Below are 17,694 nucleotides of genomic sequence, written 5' to 3'. Positions count from 1 at the left end.
TTTTTGTATTTTCACGCTTCAAAAAATACCATTCGTCATGTCATTCGAAGTTGAAGGAAAATTGCATAAAGTCTTTCCATCTGAAAATAAATCGGGTAGCTTCCAGGCTCGTGAGTTTGTGATTGAAGTGGAAAGTGGACAGTACCCACAATTCGTCAAGTTTCAATTGGTTCAAGACCGTTGTAGCCTGATCGACGATTATACCGAAGGTGAAAACATCAAGGTTCATTTCGACCTGCGCGGTCGGGAATGGCAAGGGAAATATTTCACCAATTTGAACGCCTGGCGTTTGGATCGGCCATCCAAGGCAGAAAAAAGCAGTGCACCGAATCCTTCAGCTGAAGAGGATGGATTTTTCCCTAGCGCTAGCGATGAGCGGACGACTGGGGGCGGTGGAAACAGTAAAGATATGGATGATCTGCCGTTTTAGGCAGAGGGCTGCTACTTATCTGACTACCAATTAGTCAGGTAAGTAGCAATTGCTCTCGTAATCCCAGTAATACCCATGTTGTCTAAAAACTTCACTGTCCGTGAGGGAACTATTCCAGAAGCAGTTTCTCTCAGTATGCAAATTCCCGAGTTCGTTGCTCCACACCCCGCCGAAGAATACCAAAGGCGCCTGAAAGGATTGCCTAGCCTCATCCTTGTCGCAGAAAATGCTGGAAAAATAATTGGTTTTAAAGTAGGTTACGCCCTGGATGAACAGCTGTTTTATTCCTGGATGGGTGCCGTCCTGCCCGAGTTTCGGCAGTTTGGGGTAGCCAAAGCATTGGCCATTCAGCAGGAAGCGTGGGTGCGAGCACAAGGATTTACCCGCCTCCAATTCAAAACCCGCAATCGTTTGAAGGCCATGTTGCAGTTTGCATTGGGGAATGGTTTTGATATTATTGGGGTGGAGCCGCGGGATACGCTGGCGGAATATCGAATTTTATTGCAAAAAATGCTGTAGGGGCAACCCTATGTGGTTGCTCCTACCTACCGGGCAATCACAACCACATGGCAACCACATAGGGTTGCCCCTACAACAACAACAACGCCCGATCCCCCAAATACCGATCAATCACCTTCGGGAACGCATACTTGTTTAATGCTCCACGCTTGATCCACAACCAATTGGCTGGGATGGATGCAGGCAAATCCTCCAAGTCAATTTCCCAAAAACGCGCATTCACCACCTGGTGGGTAAGCAATTGTTGAAACACCTTTGAGCCACTGCGCAAGGTATGCGATGGCAAGGTAAGCCCGTTGTTTTCCAAAAGCGCTGCCTGCAACAACTCCCAGCTTTGCTCCAAACTTTCATTTTCCAACAAAGGGAATTGGTAGAGTTCCTGCCAAATGTCTTTTTCTTCCCGTTTTTGAATCAAGACCTGGCCTTCAAAATTGAACACGAGGTAATGGAAAAAACGCTCCGTTTTGACAATCTTTTTGCTTTTAACGGGCAGTTCTCCGATGCGTTGTTCCTTTAAGGCCACACAGCCTGATTGTAGTGGGCATGTTTTGCATTGCGGATTACGCGGTAAACAGACGGTCGCCCCGAAATCCATGATGGCCTGGTTGTAACGACCCGCTTGGGTTGCATCAAGCAAGGTTTCGGCCAGTTCCGTGAATTGTTTTTTACCCTCCGTAGTATCCTGTGGCGTACTGATGCCAAAAAAGCGGGCAAGCACCCGAAACACATTGCCATCCACTACGGCATGCGGTAAATTGTAAGCAAAAGAAGCAATCGCAGCGGCGGTATAAGGCCCAACACCTTTGAGCAAGCGGATGCCTTCGTAGCTTGTTGGGAATACCCCACCCAGCTCATGTGCGACATAGCGGGCAGCAGCCAGCAAGTTGCGCGCCCGGGAATAATACCCCAGGCCTTCCCAGAGTTTCATCACCTCATCGTCGGGCGCAGCAGCCAAATCCTGAATGCTGGGGTACGTTTCCACAAAACGCAGGTAATATGCCAAGCCCTGTTCCACGCGGGTTTGTTGCAGAATGATTTCCGAAAGCCAGATGTGGTAGGGGTTTTGAATTCCTTTCCAGGGCAAGGGCCGGTCTTCGGGATGGTACCAGGCCAACAAATTTTCTTGAAAAAAGCGGTGATGTTTCATAAGTCGTGGGGCAAAATGATCACTTATTTTTTTCGCCCATGCAATTATGCACAAAAAAAATTAGGCGATGAAGATAAGTCTCCATCGCCAAAACTAGCTATCTAAAAATAAAAGGCTCAATTGGGTGATTTCAAGGCGGCAGCTAAGCCAGCTTTGAACAAGCTCAACAAGTGTAGTCATTACCAAGTATGGCGATTATTCTACATCATCCAGTACCATATCGGTGTAGCGTTTACCGATCATTTCTTTGAGTTCTTTGCGGGCAAAAAAGATGCGGCTTTTAACCGTTCCCAGAGGCAGATCCAGGTAATCGGCAATTTCCTGGTACTTGTAGCCCTGGTAGTGCATCAGGAAGGGAACCCGAATGCTATCATCGAGTTTTTCGATCAGTTGCACGAGTTCTTTCATCATGATACTGGATTCTGCCCGGTTGTCAATGGTGTTTGCAGTGGAGTTGATGTAGTATAAATTATCCGTAGAGTCAACAATGGTGTTGGCCTTGGCTTTTTTGCGGTAGTTGTTGATGAAGATGTTTTTCATGATTGTGAACAACCATGCCTTGAAATTGGTACCAGGCCGGAATTTGTCCATGTTGGTCATGGCCCGGTATGCTGTTTCCTGGTAAAGGTCTTTGGCATCCTCCGTATTTTTGGTCAGATTAAACGCAAAAGAATGGAGGAGGACAGACATGCTATCTAGTTGGGTATGGAAATCAGATGGGTATGACATGCTTGTTGGTTTTAATGGCTTTGACTGCAGTTAAACACAATCGTTGAATCAAAATTAGACATTAGTTAAACAAAATGCAAGAAATTATACCTTTTTTTCAACAACACCCTAAAACTGTTTAACTTTGATGGTTTTAATTTTTACAATTATAATTGACAATCAAATACTTGCATTATTTTTTCAGAATTTTATTTTTTCAGAAAAAAATGAAAGAAAGAGTCTGAATTTCAGAATTCACGATTTCATACTCTGTTTACCCAAGTATTACTACGACAAAAAGCCAGTCTTGGATTTAAGACTAGCTTTTTGTTTAACTTTTTACTTCAACAAAAATGGCTAATTACTTTTGCGCGGTCTGGATGAGTCGTAGGGCAACAAAAGCAAAAATGATGTTCGGCAGCCATGCACCCAACCATACCGGGATGGTTTGCCCCAGCGCAAATACGTTGGTAAATTTGGATAAAAACACAAAGATGGCTCCAACCCCAATCCCCAATGCCAGGTGAAACCCAAATCCGCCCCGCACTTTGCGCGAGGCAATCGCCATTCCAATAAACGTGAGGATAAAAATGGTGACGGGGTCTGCTGTACGACGGTACAATTCAAATTCGTATTTGCGGGTATTGCTGGCACCTCGAGCGTTTTGTTGGTTGATGTAACGCAGCAGTCGTGGGGTGACCATCATACTTTGTTGGCTGGAGAAATCCACAAAATCTTCGGGATAGAGGCTCAGGGTCGTGTCTTTGGATTCGGACATATGCATGTCCAGTTTTTCCTTCAGGCCGTTAAAATTGTGCGTGCTATAGTCCCACAATCGCCATTTGCGGGTTTCGGGAATGAATTCGGCCCGATCCGCTTTGGTGTAGCTGATCAGTTGTTGATCTTTAAAGTGTTCAATGCGAAAGTCGCGAGCCGTACTATCCCCTTTGCTGTAAAAGCCGATGAACACTTTGGTGCCAGGAGCTACAAAGAGGTGAATATTGGTAGCCTTGCCTTTGTCGTCGTTCTTGTCGATGTATTTATGCGTGATGTCCTGCCGGTATTTTTCGCCAATTGGCATAATGATGTGGGTACAGAGCAAATACAGCAAGGTCAAAAAGGCAGCTCCAAAAAAATACGAACGCATCAGTCGATTAAAACTTACCCCGGCATTGAAAATGGAAATGATTTCTGAACTGTACGCCATCCGCGAAGTAAAAAAAATCACGGAAATGAGGGTACAGACCGACCACAGCTGGCCACCAATCCACAACATAAAACTGGGATAGTACTGCAGCACGATCTCCTTGGTCGTAATGGGCTCTTCGATGAATTTCTCAACCTTTTCACTAAAATCCAGGATGACCGCGATCATCAAAAAGATCAGCACGGTAAAAAAGAAGGTGGACAAAAATTTTTTGATTATGTACCAGTCCAGGATTTTTATATAGTTGTTCATTCCACATAATTGAAGTGCAAAAGTAGCTTTTTTTAAAGGAGTACCCAAGTCCCGGAGATGTGGATCATTTTTTTGCGAAAAAGCAAAAAAAGTTGTAACATCGTTTCTTAGTTATGGGGCAAAATAAATGTTCATTTTTTTATTGCCCTTTCATGTAAACACATCCTAGTGAAATCAACTTTTTTACCATCGCGATTTTTTATTGCCTGTAGTGCACTAATCCTGGTTTTTGCCATGGGTTTTGCCATTCCCATTCTCTTTCCGATTGGGCAGTTTTTACTCTTTATCTTTCTGGCCTTGGTTTTAACCGATTGGATGCTCCTGTTTCAGGCTGGTGTAAATTTGAACGGAGTCCGTCGTTTGCCCCGGATGTTGAGCTTGGGAGACGAAAATCCGGTGTACCTCGATTTGAACAACGACTCCAACCTGACCTTGCGCATCAAGCTCATTGACGAGCTCCCGGAGCAATTGCAAACCCGAAATTTTGTACAAAGCCTGACCTTACAAAGAGGAGAAGTAGCCTCTATCCGCTATGATTTACGCCCAGTAGAGCGCGGAGAATATAGTTTTGGTTCGACCAACTGCTATGCCACTGGCCTATTTGGGCTGGTAGAGCGGCGTTTTCAACTCAATCAAAGCCCCATGAAAGCGGCAGTTTATCCTTCGGTGATTCAAATGAAACAAATGGAAATGCGGGCTTTTGAACGCACCACCACCCGTGAAGGCATCAAACACATTCGCCGGATTGGTCACAGTTACGAGTTTGAACAAATCAAAAACTATGTGGCGGGTGATGATTTTCGCAGCATCAACTGGAAAGCCAGCAGCCGCAAGGAAGGTTTGATGGTCAATCAATTTGAAGACGAACGGGCGCAACAGGTGTATTGCATCATTGACAAAAGTCGGGTGATGCGGATGCCTTTCAAAGGCCTGAGTTTGATGGATTACGCGATCAACGCAACCTTGGCGATTTCCAACATCATCATCAAAAAATACGATAAGGCAGGTTTGATTACTTATTCGGATAAAATTGGCGCAACCATTAAAGCGGACAATCGCCCTACCCAGTTGAATTTTATTCTGAATGCGCTCTACAAAGAAAAAGAACGTCCTTTAGAGGCAAACTATGAACTGCTTTTTCACATCAGCAGCAAATTGATCAATGGCCGGAGTCTTATTTTGCTCTTTACCAATTTTGAAAGCGCATTTGCGCTGGAGAGAGCCTTGCCTATTCTGCGACGCATCAATCGTCGTCACCTCTTAGTTGTGGTCTTTTTTGACAATACCGAAATTCGCGAATTCGCCGAACAGGATGCCAAAGATGTTGAAGGCATTTACCAACAAACCATGGCGCGAAAATACCTCAGCGAAAAAGCCCAAATGGTGCTCACCCTGCGGCAATACGGCATTCAATCAGTCCTTACCCGCCCCGAAGATCTTTCCATCAACACCATTAATAAGTATTTGGAGTTGAAGGCGCGAGGATTAATCTGAGCTATAAATGAAAAGAGCGGAAAGCAAGTAATACCTGCTTCCCGCTCTCCTCTCACTCTCTTTTCGCGATTAATTTCCGCAGCTTTCCTTCAGTGCAGTTAAGGCTTCTTTGCTCGCCACACTTTGAGTAGTTCCGTCCGTCAGTGTTACGCTGATCGGGAATACCAGGCTTGGACGTACCTTCGAAGTTGGGTTGTTCTTCTTCCAGTTGTGCAGAATGGTGTGTAGTGCATCCTTGTCAGCAGCGGTAGCAGTGGTGCTATCGGGCAATTGGACAGTTACAGGGAAGTTCAACTTGAAGCAAGTTTGGCCATTGTCGCCAGGTTTGTGGCCTCTGCCACCACGGCCTTTACCACGACCTTGTGGTGGGCAAGTGGCCAACAGTGTTTTGAATTCATCTTCGCTAGCTACGCTGGTAACTGTTCCGTCTTTTGCCAACACGTCCAATGGGAAAACCAAAGTTGGGCGTTCGGTAGCACTAGGGTTAGCTTCTTTCCAGGTGCGGATGGTTTCGCGCATGTTTTCGTTGGAGGTAACTTTAGCAGTGGTGCCATCGGCAAATTTGATCGTGATGGGGTAAACAAATTCGAAGCAGCTGCCGCGGCCACAGCCACCGTTGTGGTGTAGCGAATCCATCGCGCCAAGGGTAAAATAGTCTTCGGAGGTAACATCCAGGCTGCTTTTGTCGCAAGAAGCCAAACCAATCATCGCCAGAACAAATGCAAAACCGGCAAAAAACTTCAAAGAGATTTTCAATTGTGAGATCATGGAAAACAAATTTTTTGAGTTGATTAATGTCTTTGTAAGAAGAAGCCAGGGATTTGTATATTGTACTCAGCGAAAACTCTTAAAAAAACGTTAAGGAAAACATGAAGACGATTTTGGAAAAATATGCTGACCTACTGGTGCACTATTGTATGGAGATCAAGCCCGGCGACAAACTATTCATCAAGACCACCATTTTGGCGGAACCACTGGTGCGGGAAGTTTTTCGTTCGGCAATCCGGGCGGGCGCTACGGTGGATACTGAGTTGGAATTTCGGGAGCAAAACCGCATTTTTTTCCAGGAAGCCCAACCTGCACAGTTGAGCCGGGTTTCGCCCTTGTACCAATTGGCGATGGAAACTTATGACGCCTATCTGCACATTCGCGCCCCTTTTAACCTGGGTGAAAGCAACGGCAGTACCACCGAAAAAAACCAAATCTACCAACAGGCCTACCAAAAAGCCTCCGATGCATACTTCCGGCGCACGGCTACTCGCGAGCTCAAACGCAACCTTTGCCAATTCCCTACCCAGGCTAGCGCCCAAAAAGCGGGCTTATCCCTGGAAGAATATGAGCATTTTGTGTTCAACGCCTGTAAACTAAACGATCCCGATCCCATCGAAAGTTGGATCAAGGTGCGCCAAAATCAACAACGCATTGTGGATCACCTGAACAAAAGTTCGGAGATACATTATAAAGGTGATGGCATTGATTTGACCTTTTCTTGTCGTGGCCGCACCTGGATGAATTCGGACGGACAAACCAATATGCCCTCCGGTGAGGTCTATACTTCGCCAGTTGAAGATTCTGTTAACGGAATGGTACGGTTTTCGCTACCTGCTTTGTATGGCAACGATGAAGTGGAAGGTGCTACCCTTTACGTCAAAGATGGGTACATTGAAAAGTGGGAGGCTAGCAAAGGTATTGAAGTCCTAGATCGGGTCTTCAAAATTGAGGGAACCCGGCGTTTTGGGGAAGCAGCCATTGGCACCAATTACGATATCGACCGAATGACCAAAAATATTCTTTTTGATGAAAAAATCGGAGGGACAGTACATTTGGCTATCGGGCAGTCTTATTTACAAACAGGGGGTAAAAACCAATCCGCTGTGCACTGGGACATGATTACCGATATGCGCAAAGGGGGGGAGATTTTCACCGACGGGGAAAAAATTTACGAGAATGGGCACTTCACAATTTAAATGGAATTTTATCTTTGCCTTCCCAATGGGGGCGTCAAAAAATAAGTGCTCATTTTGTCAAAGGATTAGATAAACAAACGGTTCATTTTAAGTTTTCTATCTAATCCTTTGACTCAGGAAAAATGAGCACTTATTTTTGCCCCACTATATAGCAACTTTTCTGCTATTTTAGAGGTTATTTTGTAGCATGTTCGAACACTATCATCCATTTTGGAAACCATAACGCTGAAAAACATCATTCGAGATCACTTAACAAACTTAAACTGAAACCGTGAACAGAAGTATAGCATTCCTAGAACTAAAGTATGGCAACATCTATGGGGGTTATCCTAACTTTTACGCTATTAGCGAAATCGCACTACTGGTATTTGAGACAGGTACCAACAAGATTTTTCTAGAGAGTTGGATGAATGGAGCCCACGTAGACATCGTAAACGTCTATTCCAAAACAAACGAACTGGGCCATACAATAGGCCGCGCGAAAGAGGTGATCAACATGAAAACCAAACGTCGCAAGCCTTACGATGAAGAGTTTAAACTGGACGAAGAGCAGCTGAAAGATGAGTTCAAAAAGCTCCGCCCTTCCAAACTACCGATTAAGAACTTTTTGATTAAAAACTTCCGGAAGTACAAATTCCGCGATGTCATCGTTTTTGATGGCCGTCGGGATGTATTCCTGTGCGAGCGTTCAGGAGCCAATTTCTCTCGCTACAACGTAGTTGACATTCAAAAGGACCTTAATAAAGAAACAGATTACCTGTTTTCATTGAACAAACTTGCAGTGGTTTGTAACTTTGAAATGGATCAATCGTACCTACGCACCAACAACCTTGAATACTGGTTACACCCGATCGCTGCTCGCCAGATTGTCCCCAAATCCGCCGCATTTGATGCTGCGCGTTTGATGATGATTCACAATGAGTATATGTTCCACCATAGTGACTTTTTGATCAAAGCACAATTGGTGCTCAACCGTATTCAAACCACGAAGTAATTTTTGATTCTTGAATGATAGTGTTATCGAGGAGCCTCCCGCAGTGCACTGCGGGGGGCTTTCTTATTGGTGGGTTGGTTCGATCAAACAACCGAAGAGCAGGAAGGTTTTTTAACTATGGGTGGCATTAATAAATCGTCGTGCCAGCGCCTCATTCACCGCCGCATCCAACAACTCCGTGATACTCCACCCATGTGCCCGCGCCTGTTGGGGCACGATACTCTGTTCGGACATGCCCGGGATGGTATTCGCTTCCAGGAAAAAGAAGGTTTCGCCTACCTGGATGTAATCAAAACGGCAGATGCCCCGACAACCCAGTGCTTCGTAAATCAATTTGGTTTGGCTTTGTACCAGTGCAGTTTGTTCTGCGGTAAGCCGGGCTGGAGTGATCTCCTGGCTTTGGTTTTCGTATTTGGCTTTGAAGTCAAAAAACTCGTTGTGGGGTACAATTTCAGTGATGGGCAACACCACAACCTCGCCGTCGCGGCGCAACACCCCATTGGAGAACTCATTTCCCTTTAAAAAACCTTCCACCACAACCTCGTCATCGTATACAAAGGCGTGGTCAATGGCTCCGGCCAATTGATCGGGTGCACTGACCTTGGAAGCGCCGTAACTGCTGCCATTTTTATTGGGTTTCACAAAAACCGGTATACCCATAGCTTCCAGCTCAGCCCAATTGATGGCTTCCCCCTTGCGCAATACTTTTGAAGGCGCCATGGGAATGTTATGGCTGCGCAAAAAGTCCTTACAAGCTTGTTTGTTGAAGGTAATGGCACTGGCCATCACATCACAACCCGTATAGGGAATCCCCAACACCTCGAAATAACCTTGCAAACAGCCATCTTCAGCCGGGTGCCCGTGCAACATTTGGTACACCAAATCAAATTTGATGCTTCCATTCGGAGTAGGCAAACTAAAGTCGTTGAGATTAACTACCGCACCAGTCTGCTGCTCGCTAAATACGGTTCCATTCAACTCGATCACGTACTTTTCGTACTTCTGAGCATCAAGGTGTTTGAATACCGTTTGGGCACTTTTGAGGGAGACACTGCGCTCGGCGACATTGCCGCCAGTGAGGATGGCTACTTTTAGCATATTTTTTGGGTTCAGGGTTTTGGAGGCTTCAATATATGTTTTGAAGCCTCCAAAACGAAGATTAGGCAATCACACCTTGCTCAGCGTACAATGGGAAGTTCTCCATGTAAGCATTGATCTCATTGCGGGTAGCGCTAATGAGTGCTTCGTTTTTATAGTCGGTCAAAATCGCATCGATCCAATCGATAACTTTCAGACAGTCTGCTTCTTTAAAACCACGAGTCGTGATGGCGGCAGTACCTACCCGGATTCCGGAGGTTACCATCGGTGATTGGGTATCGAAAGGCACCATGTTTTTGTTCACCGTGATATCCGCACGAACCAGTGCGTTTTCTGCATCTTTACCGGTTACATTTTTAGAACGCAAATCCAGCAACATCAAGTGGTTGTCGGTTCCTCCGGAAATGACTTTGTAGCCTTTTTGCACAAAAGCAGCCGCCATAGCCTGGGCGTTTTTCATCACTTGTTGGCCGTATTCTTTAAATTCTGGTTGGAGTGCCTCCTGGAATGCAATGGCCTTAGCCGCAATGACGTGCTCCAATGGGCCGCCCTGCATGCCTGGGAATACTCCACTATTCAGAATGGCGGACATTTTGATTTTTTCACCCTTTTGGGTTGTGCGTCCCCAAGGGTTATCAAAGTTTTTACCCATCATGATGATGCCACCACGTGGACCACGCAGGGTTTTGTGGGTAGTTGACGTAACGATGTGGCAATGGTCCATTGGGTTGTTCAACAAACCAGCTGCGATCAACCCTGCTGGGTGTGCAATATCCGCCAGCAGCAATGCTCCTACCTTATCGGCAATGGCGCGGAAGCGGGCATAATCCCAATCCCGGGCATAAGCGGAAGCACCACAAACAATCAGCTTAGGTTGTACTTCCAGGGCGGTAGCTTCTACCTTGTCCATGTCGATCAAACCCGTCTCTTGCTCAACGCCGTAGAAATGAGCTTCATAAACCTTACCGGAATAATTGACCGGAGAACCATGAGAAAGGTGACCACCATGCGCCAGGTTGAAACCCAGAACCCGGTCACCAGGGCTCAAACAAGCCAAAAACACTGCTGCGTTGGCTTGTGCACCAGAGTGTGGCTGCACGTTGGCGTATTCGGCACCAAACAAACTGCACAAACGGTCGATGGCAATTTGTTCAATTTTGTCCACCACTTCACAACCGCCGTAATAGCGTTTGCCGGGGTAACCTTCGGCATACTTGTTGGTTAAGCAAGTGCCCATTGCATCCAGCACAGCCTGGCTGGTGAAGTTTTCGGAGGCAATAAGCTCTATGCCTTTCCGCTGGCGATCCAACTCATCATGAATCAGATCAAAAATTACCGTATCCTTCATGGTTATTGGCGGTTGTGATTGTTGGAAAGCGCACTGGAATCAGAGCTGGTCGGATTTTTCCAAAAACGCATCCAAAAATCAAATTCCATATAAATTGAATGCAAGAAATTGTCACATTGAATATTCAGCCGCAAAAGTACAATATCTTCGCTTTTGATTGCGATGAAATGTAGTGCAGATTTAAATTATTGTTTATGACCCGATTGGTTGTTTGTATTTGTATCCTGGTAAATGCTATTTCCCTGGAAGCTAAAGCCCTTCGTTTTCGTGCCATGTGGCGGGATGACCCTGCTACCTCTATGGTAATTGGCTGGGATCAGGTAAGTGGAAACGCCCCGATGATTCATTACGATGAAGTGGACAATGGCCTCAAAGCAGAAGCCTATCGAATCAAACGCAAGCCAGATCAGGTCGTGGTAGCGCGGGGTCTCAACAATCATTTTGCCCGTCTCTCTGGCCTCAAACCCAATACCAATTATTATTTCCTGATCAAAGACAGTGAAGGGCTAAGCCGGAGGTACACCTTCCGCACTGCGCCGAATGTACCGACCGAGCGCCTGGCCATCATTTCAGGTGGTGATTCGCGCAACAATCGGGAAGCACGCATCAGTGCCAATACCCTTGTGGCTAAAATTCGGCCTACTTTTATATTGTTCAACGGGGACATGACTGCTACTGATACAGGTCCTGAATGGGCACTTTGGCTCGACGATTGGCAACACACCATCGGCAGCGATGGGCGGATTTTTCCGGTTGTGGTGGCCCGGGGCAACCATGAGTTAGACAATCGTAGCCTCCAGGAAGTTTTTGACATCCCCTATCCCGAAGCTTATTACGCCTTTAGTTTTGGGGGAAATCTGTTGCGTCTACTTACCCTCAACTCCATGAGTGCCAGTGGTGGGGATCAAAAAACCTGGTTGGAACGCGAATTAACTGGAGCCAAGGGTTTCACCTGGCGCTTTGCTCAATACCACCACGCCATGCGCCCCCATACCACTGGAAAATCTGAAAGGGATGATTTGGTACAAAACTGGGCACCCCTGTTTTTGTATCATCAAGTGCAATTGGCCATGGAATCGGACACACACGTAGCCAAATGGACTTACCCCATTCGGGTATCACGGGAGGCGGGCAGTGATGAAAATTTCATTCGGGATGATGAACGGGGTACGGTTTATATAGGAGAGGGTTGCTGGGGTGCTCCCTTACGCGCCAGCGACGACAATAAAAAATGGACCCGCAATAGTGGGAGTTTCAACCACTTTAACCTGATTTATGTGGATCAGGAAAAAGTAGAAGTGCGGATGGTCATCACCGATCAGTTCCAGGGTGTGCAAGAAAGCAAAAGCCCTTTTGTTTTACCAGTAGGCATCAAACTTTGGGAGCCCAGCAATGGAAATGTGTTGACCATTTTGAATAAAAAAGCCAATTTATTACAAACTACCGCTGGCAATCGCCCTGCTGTCCCAGCCCTGAGCCCAGCCGAAGCCGCTGAGTCTGCCACCAATGACAAAGAGTGGGCAAAACTAGCTGCTTGCAGTGTTGATCCATTCAGCAATGAAGTCGCCATTCCTTTTACCTTGCCTAAAGCTGGCGAAGCACAAATCTGTGTGTACAATACCCTCAAAAAAGAAGTGGACAAACAAGTTTTTGCCAATCTACCCGCAGGGAAAACCACCAAAAAACTCAATTTAAATCAACTTAATGCTGGTCGTTACCTGATAGTCGTGCGTTCAGGAGGCCAATCTGTAGTATTTTACCAGTTTGTGAGGTAGTGCGTTTCGTAACATTTTCTGCTTTTCATCAAAAAAACAACCACTGATAATCAATTAAATATAGATTTTTTTATTGCGTTTTTTATATTTTTTAAAGTTACAAATGAAGTATTTTTTTTAAGCGAAAAAATTGCCATGTGTTGCACCTTTGTATCAAGAGGAAAACAGCATTGAAAATTCTTGTGAAGCCCGCACTATGCAAACACAGTCTACTAATCGAAACCTTCAACGGTTCCTCGTAAGGGTGATTACCGTTGACACGACAGTCATTTGATTGTCCAAGGGGGGGTCTTTGTGACCAAACCCAACCGGTCTTTCGCAAAAAGAGTTTTTGAGCAGGCAAATTTGATGAGATTTTGATTTATTATATTTTGGTGTGTTTCTAATTTCAAGCGGTTGAAAGTACGCCGGGGCTATTCCCCGGCTCACTTCTTTCTCATTTTTTATCCAATTCTCTACCTCTCCAATCTACTTTAACGAAAATTTTACAGCCTTTTTTACTGTCCCTTCGCACGGCCATTGTGTATAACTGCCACAAAATCCACAACTTAACAGTTTCTCTTTCAAGAATAAATGAATGAATGTCAATATGTTATCGCATAAAATTGTGGAAATTTCGCACAGAGTATATTATCTTCGCGCCGTTATTTACCCAAACGAATTGAAAATAATAGTCCTTGGCAGAGCATATTCATCCAATTTTTGATCAACTGCTCCAACGTTCGGAGCGGGAAGAACGCCTGCAACAACGCAGCAAGGTACTTTGGCTAACCGGATTGTCGGGCTCTGGCAAAAGTACAGTGGCCAAATACCTCGAAAGGGTGCTTTTTGCTGAAGGGTATCTCCCTCAGGTATTGGACGGTGACAACATCCGTTTTGGCATCAACAGCAACCTGAGTTTCAGCCCCGAAGATCGCCTGGAGAACATTCGGCGCATTGCCGAAATTTCCAAACTCTACCTCCACAGCGGCATCATTTGTATCAATTCCTTCATTAGCCCTACCCGTGAAATGCGCGACCTGGCCCGCAGTATTGTTGGCTCGGAAGATTTTATTGAAATATACATCAATGCACCCATTGAGGTTTGTGAAGCCCGCGATGTAAAAGGGTTGTACCAAAAAGCCCGTGCTGGCCTCATCAAGGGGTTCACGGGTATTGATGATCCTTACGAAGCCCCCGAAAAGCCTGAACTCGAAATTCGCACCGATCAAATGAGTATAGAAGACTCAGCACAGCGGATTGTAGAGTATTTGCGACCATTAGTGACTTATTAGAATGGTTGAGAAGTTGAGGGGTTGAGAAGTTGAGGCTACCGCAGAAACCTTACACAAGGATGATGTCAAAATCGCTGCGGTAGCCTCAACTTCTCAACTTCTCAACTCCTCAACTCCTCAACTCAAATAGAATATGGACTTTAACTACAACCTGAACCACCTCAAAGAACTGGAAGCAGAGTCGATTTTTGTGCTTCGCGAGGTGGCAGCTCAGTTTGAAAATCCAGTGTTGTTGTTTTCGGGAGGAAAAGACTCTATCCTGGTGACTTATCTGGCGATGAAGGCTTTTTACCCGGCGCGCATTCCCTTCCCTTTGTTGCACATCGACACCGGGCACAACTTCCAGGAAACCATTGATTACCGCGATCAGCTGGTTGAAAGAATTGGAGCTCGCCTCATTGTGGGCTCAGTACAAGATGCCATCGATCAAGGGAAAGTGGTAGAGGAAAAAGGTTACAATGCTAGCCGCAACTTCCTGCAGACTGCCGTTTTGCTGGAATCGCTGGAAAATGGCAAGTACGATGCGGCCATCGGTGGAGCCCGTCGGGATGAAGAAAAAGCCCGTGCCAAGGAGCGTTTTTTCTCTCACCGCGACGAATTTGGGCAATGGGACCCCAAAAATCAGCGCCCCGAGTTGTGGAATTTGTTCAACGGGAAAAAACATATTGGCGAGCATTTCCGGGTTTTCCCCATCTCCAACTGGACCGAATTGGACGTGTGGCAATACCTCTCCATGGAGGGGGTAGAATTACCAAGCATCTATTTCGCTCACGAGCGTGAGGTGTTTGAGCGCGATGGTTCACTTTTGGCGGCCTCTGAATTCATCCAACGCCGCCCAACGGAAATTCCTTTCACAACCACGGTGCGTTTCCGTACCATTGGTGACATCACCTGTACCGGGGCCGTACGTTCCCATGCCAGCAATCTTGACGAAGTAATTGATGAAATTGCCGCTTCCCGCGTAACTGAACGAGGCACCCGCGCCGACGACAAACGTTCAGAAACTGCAATGGAAGACCGCAAAAAACAAGGCTACTTTTAATAAAGTTTAGGAGTTTAGAAGTTGAGGAGTTGAGGTTACCGCCGTTGCCTGGACTTTGACCTTGTCCGGTTCGCTACTGTAGCCTCAACTTCTCAACTTCTAAACTTCTAAACCCCTCAACTCTATATCTATGGATTTCAAACACTCCGAATTGCTGCGCTTCACAACAGCCGGCAATGTAGATGATGGAAAAAGTACGCTCATTGGGCGTTTGTTATACGATTCCAAGTCGATTTTTGAAGATCAGCTCGAAGCGGTGCAAAAAGCCAGCGAACGCCGGGGAGAAGGAGAGGTCAATCTTGCCCTCCTGACCGACGGGCTAAAGGCCGAGCGCGAGCAAGGCATCACCATTGATGTGGCTTACCGGTATTTTTCTACCCCCAAGCGCAAGTTCATCATTGCCGACACTCCCGGGCATACCCAGTATACCCGCAACATGGTCACCGGAGCTTCTACAGCCAACGTGGCCCTGATCCTGGTGGATGCACGGACGGGCGTAGTGGAACAAACCCGCCGCCACTCCTTTATTGCTTCCTTGCTACAGATTCCTCACCTGGTGGTGTGCATCAACAAAATGGACCTCGTGGATTACAGCGAGGAGGTGTACAACAACATCAAGGAAGAATTTGAGAAGTTTTCGTACAAACTGGATGTCAAGGATGTACACTTCATTCCAATTTCGGCGCTGAAAGGCGACAACATCGTTGACCGTTCTCAAAATATGCCCTGGTATGGTGGCTCTACACTGCTGTACTACCTGGAAAATGTACACATCGGTAGCGATCACAACTTTATTGATGCCCGTTTCCCGGTGCAGTTTGTGATTCGCCCTAACAACGACGAATTTCACGATTACCGTGGCTATGCCGGACGGGTGGCTGCTGGTATTTTGAAAAAAGGAGACGATGTAACTTTGTTGCCATCAGGCTTTACCACCAAAATTGCCAAAATCGACTCCCATGCTGGTGAAGTAGCGGAAGCCTTCCCCCCTATGTCGGTTACGATACTTTTGGAAGATGACTACGACCTGAGCCGGGGCGACATGATCGTGCGCACCCACAACCAACCAACAGTTGCACAGGATTTGGAGGTGATGATTTGTTGGTTCAACGAACGCCCACTACAACTCAATGGCAAATATGCCATTTTGCATACTACCCAACAGGCGCGCTGTGTGGTCAAAGACATTCGTTACCGCCTGGATGTCAACAGCTTGCACCGTGACGTGGATGATAAAAACATCCGCATGAACGATATAGCCCGCATTGTTTTGCGTACCACTAAGCCGCTATTTTTTGACCCTTATCGCCGCAACCGGAATACGGGTAGCATTATTTTGGTGGATGAAGGTACGAACGAAACAGTAGCCGCTGGGATGATTATTTAATGTGCCAATAGGGTTAATTTGCGGATAAGTGTATGGGTTGTATTAATAAATCGACTCATTACCCCATTAGCAAATTAACCCTATTACACTTAGTTTGGAATATTGTTACTTTTGTTGCCAAACTAGTGTACCGATTATGATTCCGTACCTCGATCTATCGCCTGAAGTCTCTTCCGCCCTACGCTCCAAGCAGCCCGTGGTTGCACTGGAGAGTACCATCATCTCGCACGGGATGCCTTACCCGCGCAATGTGGAGACGGCATTGAAGGTGGAAGAAGTTGTACGCAAACACGGTGCCATTCCTGCCACCATCGCCGTGATCAATGGCCGGATGAAAGCTGGCCTGAATAAACAAGAAATCAATAAGTTGGGCCAAATGGGAACCGATGTGCTGAAAGTCAGCCGCCGGGATCTACCCGTTGTGATTGCCCAGGGCTTCAATGGTGCTACTACCGTGGCTGCCACCATGATTATTGCTGATTTAGCTGGCATTGCGATATTTGCTACCGGAGGCATCGGTGGGGTACACCGGGGCGCATCCGAAAGTATGGATGTATCCGCCGACTTACAAGAACTGGCTCGAACCAATGTTGCAGTGGTCTGTGCTGGCGCTAAATCTATTCTCGATCTGGGCCTTACCCTCGAATACCTGGAAACGCAAGGGGTGCCTGTTCTAGGCTACCGCACCCAGGAATTCCCTGCTTTTTATACCCGCAACAGTGGTTTCAAAGTAGATCAATCACTGGAAACAGCCAAAGAGTTGGCCAATATCCTGACCATTAAATGGCAATTGGGTATGAAAGGTGGTGCCGTCATAGCTAATCCCATCCCTGAAAAATTTCAGCTGGAATACGCGCCGATGGAACAGGCCATTCAAATAGCTTTAGACCTGGCGCAGAAAAAAAACATCAAAGGCAAAGAAATCACCCCTTTTTTGCTGGCTACCATTGAGGAAATCACCGGAGGCAAAAGCCTTGACGCGAATATTGAACTGGTGCTGAACAATGCGAAGTTAGCTGCAAAAATTGCGAAACATTTAAGGTAAATACAAT

16 protein-coding genes are annotated in these 17,694 nt (G+C 46.3%); 10 read left to right on the top strand and 6 right to left on the bottom strand.

The annotated features are described in order from the left end of the window. The first annotated feature begins 37 nt into the window (after positions 1-37). Positions 38-430: a DUF3127 domain-containing protein gene (locus tag ACO08K_RS15490; RefSeq protein ID WP_421797310.1), complete on the top strand. Its 393-nt coding sequence runs from the start codon at positions 38-40 to the stop codon at positions 428-430. Positions 431-505: 75 nt separating this feature from the next. Continuing rightward, positions 506-949 (top strand): GNAT family N-acetyltransferase, encoded by a 444-nt coding sequence (locus ACO08K_RS15485; protein ID WP_421797309.1) that lies wholly within the window; start codon positions 506-508, stop codon positions 947-949. A gap of 70 nt (positions 950-1,019) precedes the next feature. On the opposite strand, the gene mutY is transcribed toward ACO08K_RS15485, so the two are convergent. From mutY to ACO08K_RS15470, 3 genes are all read right to left on the bottom strand, one after another. Next, positions 1,020-2,096, bottom strand: a complete 1,077-nt coding sequence (gene mutY, locus ACO08K_RS15480) for an A/G-specific adenine glycosylase (RefSeq protein ID WP_421797308.1) — start codon at positions 2,094-2,096, stop codon at positions 1,020-1,022. 195 nt (positions 2,097-2,291) lie between these two features. Then, a complete protein-coding gene (locus ACO08K_RS15475) occupies positions 2,292-2,825 on the bottom strand; it encodes an RNA polymerase sigma factor (protein WP_421797307.1) in 534 nt (177 codons plus the stop codon). 340 nt (positions 2,826-3,165) lie between these two features. After that, positions 3,166-4,263, bottom strand: coding sequence for an LptF/LptG family permease (locus tag ACO08K_RS15470; protein WP_421797306.1), 1,098 nt, complete (start codon positions 4,261-4,263; stop codon positions 3,166-3,168). A 234-nt stretch (positions 4,264-4,497) separates the two neighbouring features. On the opposite strand from ACO08K_RS15470, the gene ACO08K_RS15465 reads away from it, so the two are divergent. Continuing rightward, entirely contained in the window at positions 4,498-5,757 is a 1,260-nt protein-coding gene (locus ACO08K_RS15465) for a DUF58 domain-containing protein (RefSeq protein ID WP_421797305.1), read from the top strand. A gap of 69 nt (positions 5,758-5,826) precedes the next feature. On the opposite strand, the gene ACO08K_RS15460 is transcribed toward ACO08K_RS15465, so the two are convergent. Beyond that, positions 5,827-6,525, bottom strand: coding sequence for a hypothetical protein (locus tag ACO08K_RS15460; protein WP_421797304.1), 699 nt, complete (start codon positions 6,523-6,525; stop codon positions 5,827-5,829). Between the two features lie 101 nt (positions 6,526-6,626). Here ACO08K_RS15460 and ACO08K_RS15455 point away from each other — a divergent pair, with 101 nt between their 5' ends. Beyond that, positions 6,627-7,724, top strand: a complete 1,098-nt coding sequence (locus ACO08K_RS15455; protein WP_421797303.1) for an aminopeptidase — start codon at positions 6,627-6,629, stop codon at positions 7,722-7,724. Positions 7,725-7,995: 271 nt separating this feature from the next. Beyond that, entirely contained in the window at positions 7,996-8,718 is a 723-nt protein-coding gene (locus ACO08K_RS15450; RefSeq protein ID WP_320030138.1) for a hypothetical protein, read from the top strand. Positions 8,719-8,829: 111 nt separating this feature from the next. Here ACO08K_RS15450 and ACO08K_RS15445 read toward each other — a convergent pair whose 3' ends face one another. Together ACO08K_RS15445 and glyA are read right to left on the bottom strand one after the other, a co-directional pair. Beyond that, positions 8,830-9,816 (bottom strand): D-alanine--D-alanine ligase, encoded by a 987-nt coding sequence (locus ACO08K_RS15445; protein WP_421797302.1) that lies wholly within the window; start codon positions 9,814-9,816, stop codon positions 8,830-8,832. 61 nt (positions 9,817-9,877) lie between these two features. Further along, positions 9,878-11,164 carry a serine hydroxymethyltransferase gene (gene glyA / locus ACO08K_RS15440; RefSeq protein ID WP_421797301.1) on the bottom strand — a complete coding sequence of 429 codons (1,287 nt, stop codon included), beginning with the start codon at positions 11,162-11,164 and terminating at the stop codon, positions 9,878-9,880. A gap of 194 nt (positions 11,165-11,358) precedes the next feature. Here glyA and ACO08K_RS15435 point away from each other — a divergent pair, with 194 nt between their 5' ends. The 5 genes from ACO08K_RS15435 to ACO08K_RS15415 all read left to right on the top strand — a co-directional run bounded on the left by ACO08K_RS15435 (position 11,359) and on the right by ACO08K_RS15415 (position 17,687). Continuing rightward, entirely contained in the window at positions 11,359-12,939 is a 1,581-nt protein-coding gene (locus ACO08K_RS15435; protein WP_421797300.1) for a fibronectin type III domain-containing protein, read from the top strand. Positions 12,940-13,616: 677 nt separating this feature from the next. Then, the gene (cysC, locus tag ACO08K_RS15430; RefSeq protein ID WP_421797299.1) at positions 13,617-14,213 is read left to right on the top strand and encodes an adenylyl-sulfate kinase; all 597 of its coding nucleotides are present in this window, start codon (positions 13,617-13,619) and stop codon (positions 14,211-14,213) included. Between the two features lie 133 nt (positions 14,214-14,346). Beyond that, a complete protein-coding gene (gene cysD / locus ACO08K_RS15425) occupies positions 14,347-15,255 on the top strand; it encodes a sulfate adenylyltransferase subunit CysD (protein ID WP_421797298.1) in 909 nt (302 codons plus the stop codon). A gap of 130 nt (positions 15,256-15,385) precedes the next feature. Beyond that, a complete protein-coding gene (cysN, locus tag ACO08K_RS15420; protein WP_421797297.1) occupies positions 15,386-16,642 on the top strand; it encodes a sulfate adenylyltransferase subunit CysN in 1,257 nt (418 codons plus the stop codon). 133 nt (positions 16,643-16,775) lie between these two features. After that, a complete protein-coding gene (locus tag ACO08K_RS15415) occupies positions 16,776-17,687 on the top strand; it encodes a pseudouridine-5'-phosphate glycosidase (protein WP_421798316.1) in 912 nt (303 codons plus the stop codon). The last annotated feature ends 7 nt before the right edge of the window (positions 17,688-17,694 follow it).

Origin of the sequence: Haliscomenobacter sp., from assembly GCF_965225875.1 — a bacterium.
In the GTDB taxonomy this organism is placed as follows: Bacteria; Bacteroidota; Bacteroidia; order Chitinophagales; family Saprospiraceae; genus Haliscomenobacter.
The sequence above is the reverse complement of the archived record's forward strand: the minus strand, read 5'-3'. Positions and strand labels throughout refer to the sequence as shown.

Excerpts from the sequence above, each read along its gene's own strand:
- ACO08K_RS15490 (WP_421797310.1), top strand. The coding sequence starts at position 38 with ATGTCATTCGAAGTTGAAGGAAAATTGCATAAAGTCTTTCCATCTGAA.
- ACO08K_RS15485 (WP_421797309.1), top strand. The coding sequence starts at position 506 with ATGTTGTCTAAAAACTTCACTGTCCGTGAGGGAACTATTCCAGAAGCA.
- mutY (WP_421797308.1), bottom strand. The coding sequence starts at position 2,096 with ATGAAACATCACCGCTTTTTTCAAGAAAATTTGTTGGCCTGGTACCAT.
- ACO08K_RS15475 (WP_421797307.1), bottom strand. The coding sequence starts at position 2,825 with ATGTCATACCCATCTGATTTCCATACCCAACTAGATAGCATGTCTGTC.
- ACO08K_RS15470 (WP_421797306.1), bottom strand. The coding sequence starts at position 4,263 with ATGAACAACTATATAAAAATCCTGGACTGGTACATAATCAAAAAATTT.
- ACO08K_RS15465 (WP_421797305.1), top strand. The coding sequence starts at position 4,498 with ATGGGTTTTGCCATTCCCATTCTCTTTCCGATTGGGCAGTTTTTACTC.
- ACO08K_RS15460 (WP_421797304.1), bottom strand. The coding sequence starts at position 6,525 with ATGATCTCACAATTGAAAATCTCTTTGAAGTTTTTTGCCGGTTTTGCA.
- ACO08K_RS15455 (WP_421797303.1), top strand. The coding sequence starts at position 6,627 with ATGAAGACGATTTTGGAAAAATATGCTGACCTACTGGTGCACTATTGT.
- ACO08K_RS15445 (WP_421797302.1), bottom strand. The coding sequence starts at position 9,816 with ATGCTAAAAGTAGCCATCCTCACTGGCGGCAATGTCGCCGAGCGCAGT.
- glyA (WP_421797301.1), bottom strand. The coding sequence starts at position 11,164 with ATGAAGGATACGGTAATTTTTGATCTGATTCATGATGAGTTGGATCGC.
- ACO08K_RS15435 (WP_421797300.1), top strand. The coding sequence starts at position 11,359 with ATGACCCGATTGGTTGTTTGTATTTGTATCCTGGTAAATGCTATTTCC.
- cysD (WP_421797298.1), top strand. The coding sequence starts at position 14,347 with ATGGACTTTAACTACAACCTGAACCACCTCAAAGAACTGGAAGCAGAG.
- cysN (WP_421797297.1), top strand. The coding sequence starts at position 15,386 with ATGGATTTCAAACACTCCGAATTGCTGCGCTTCACAACAGCCGGCAAT.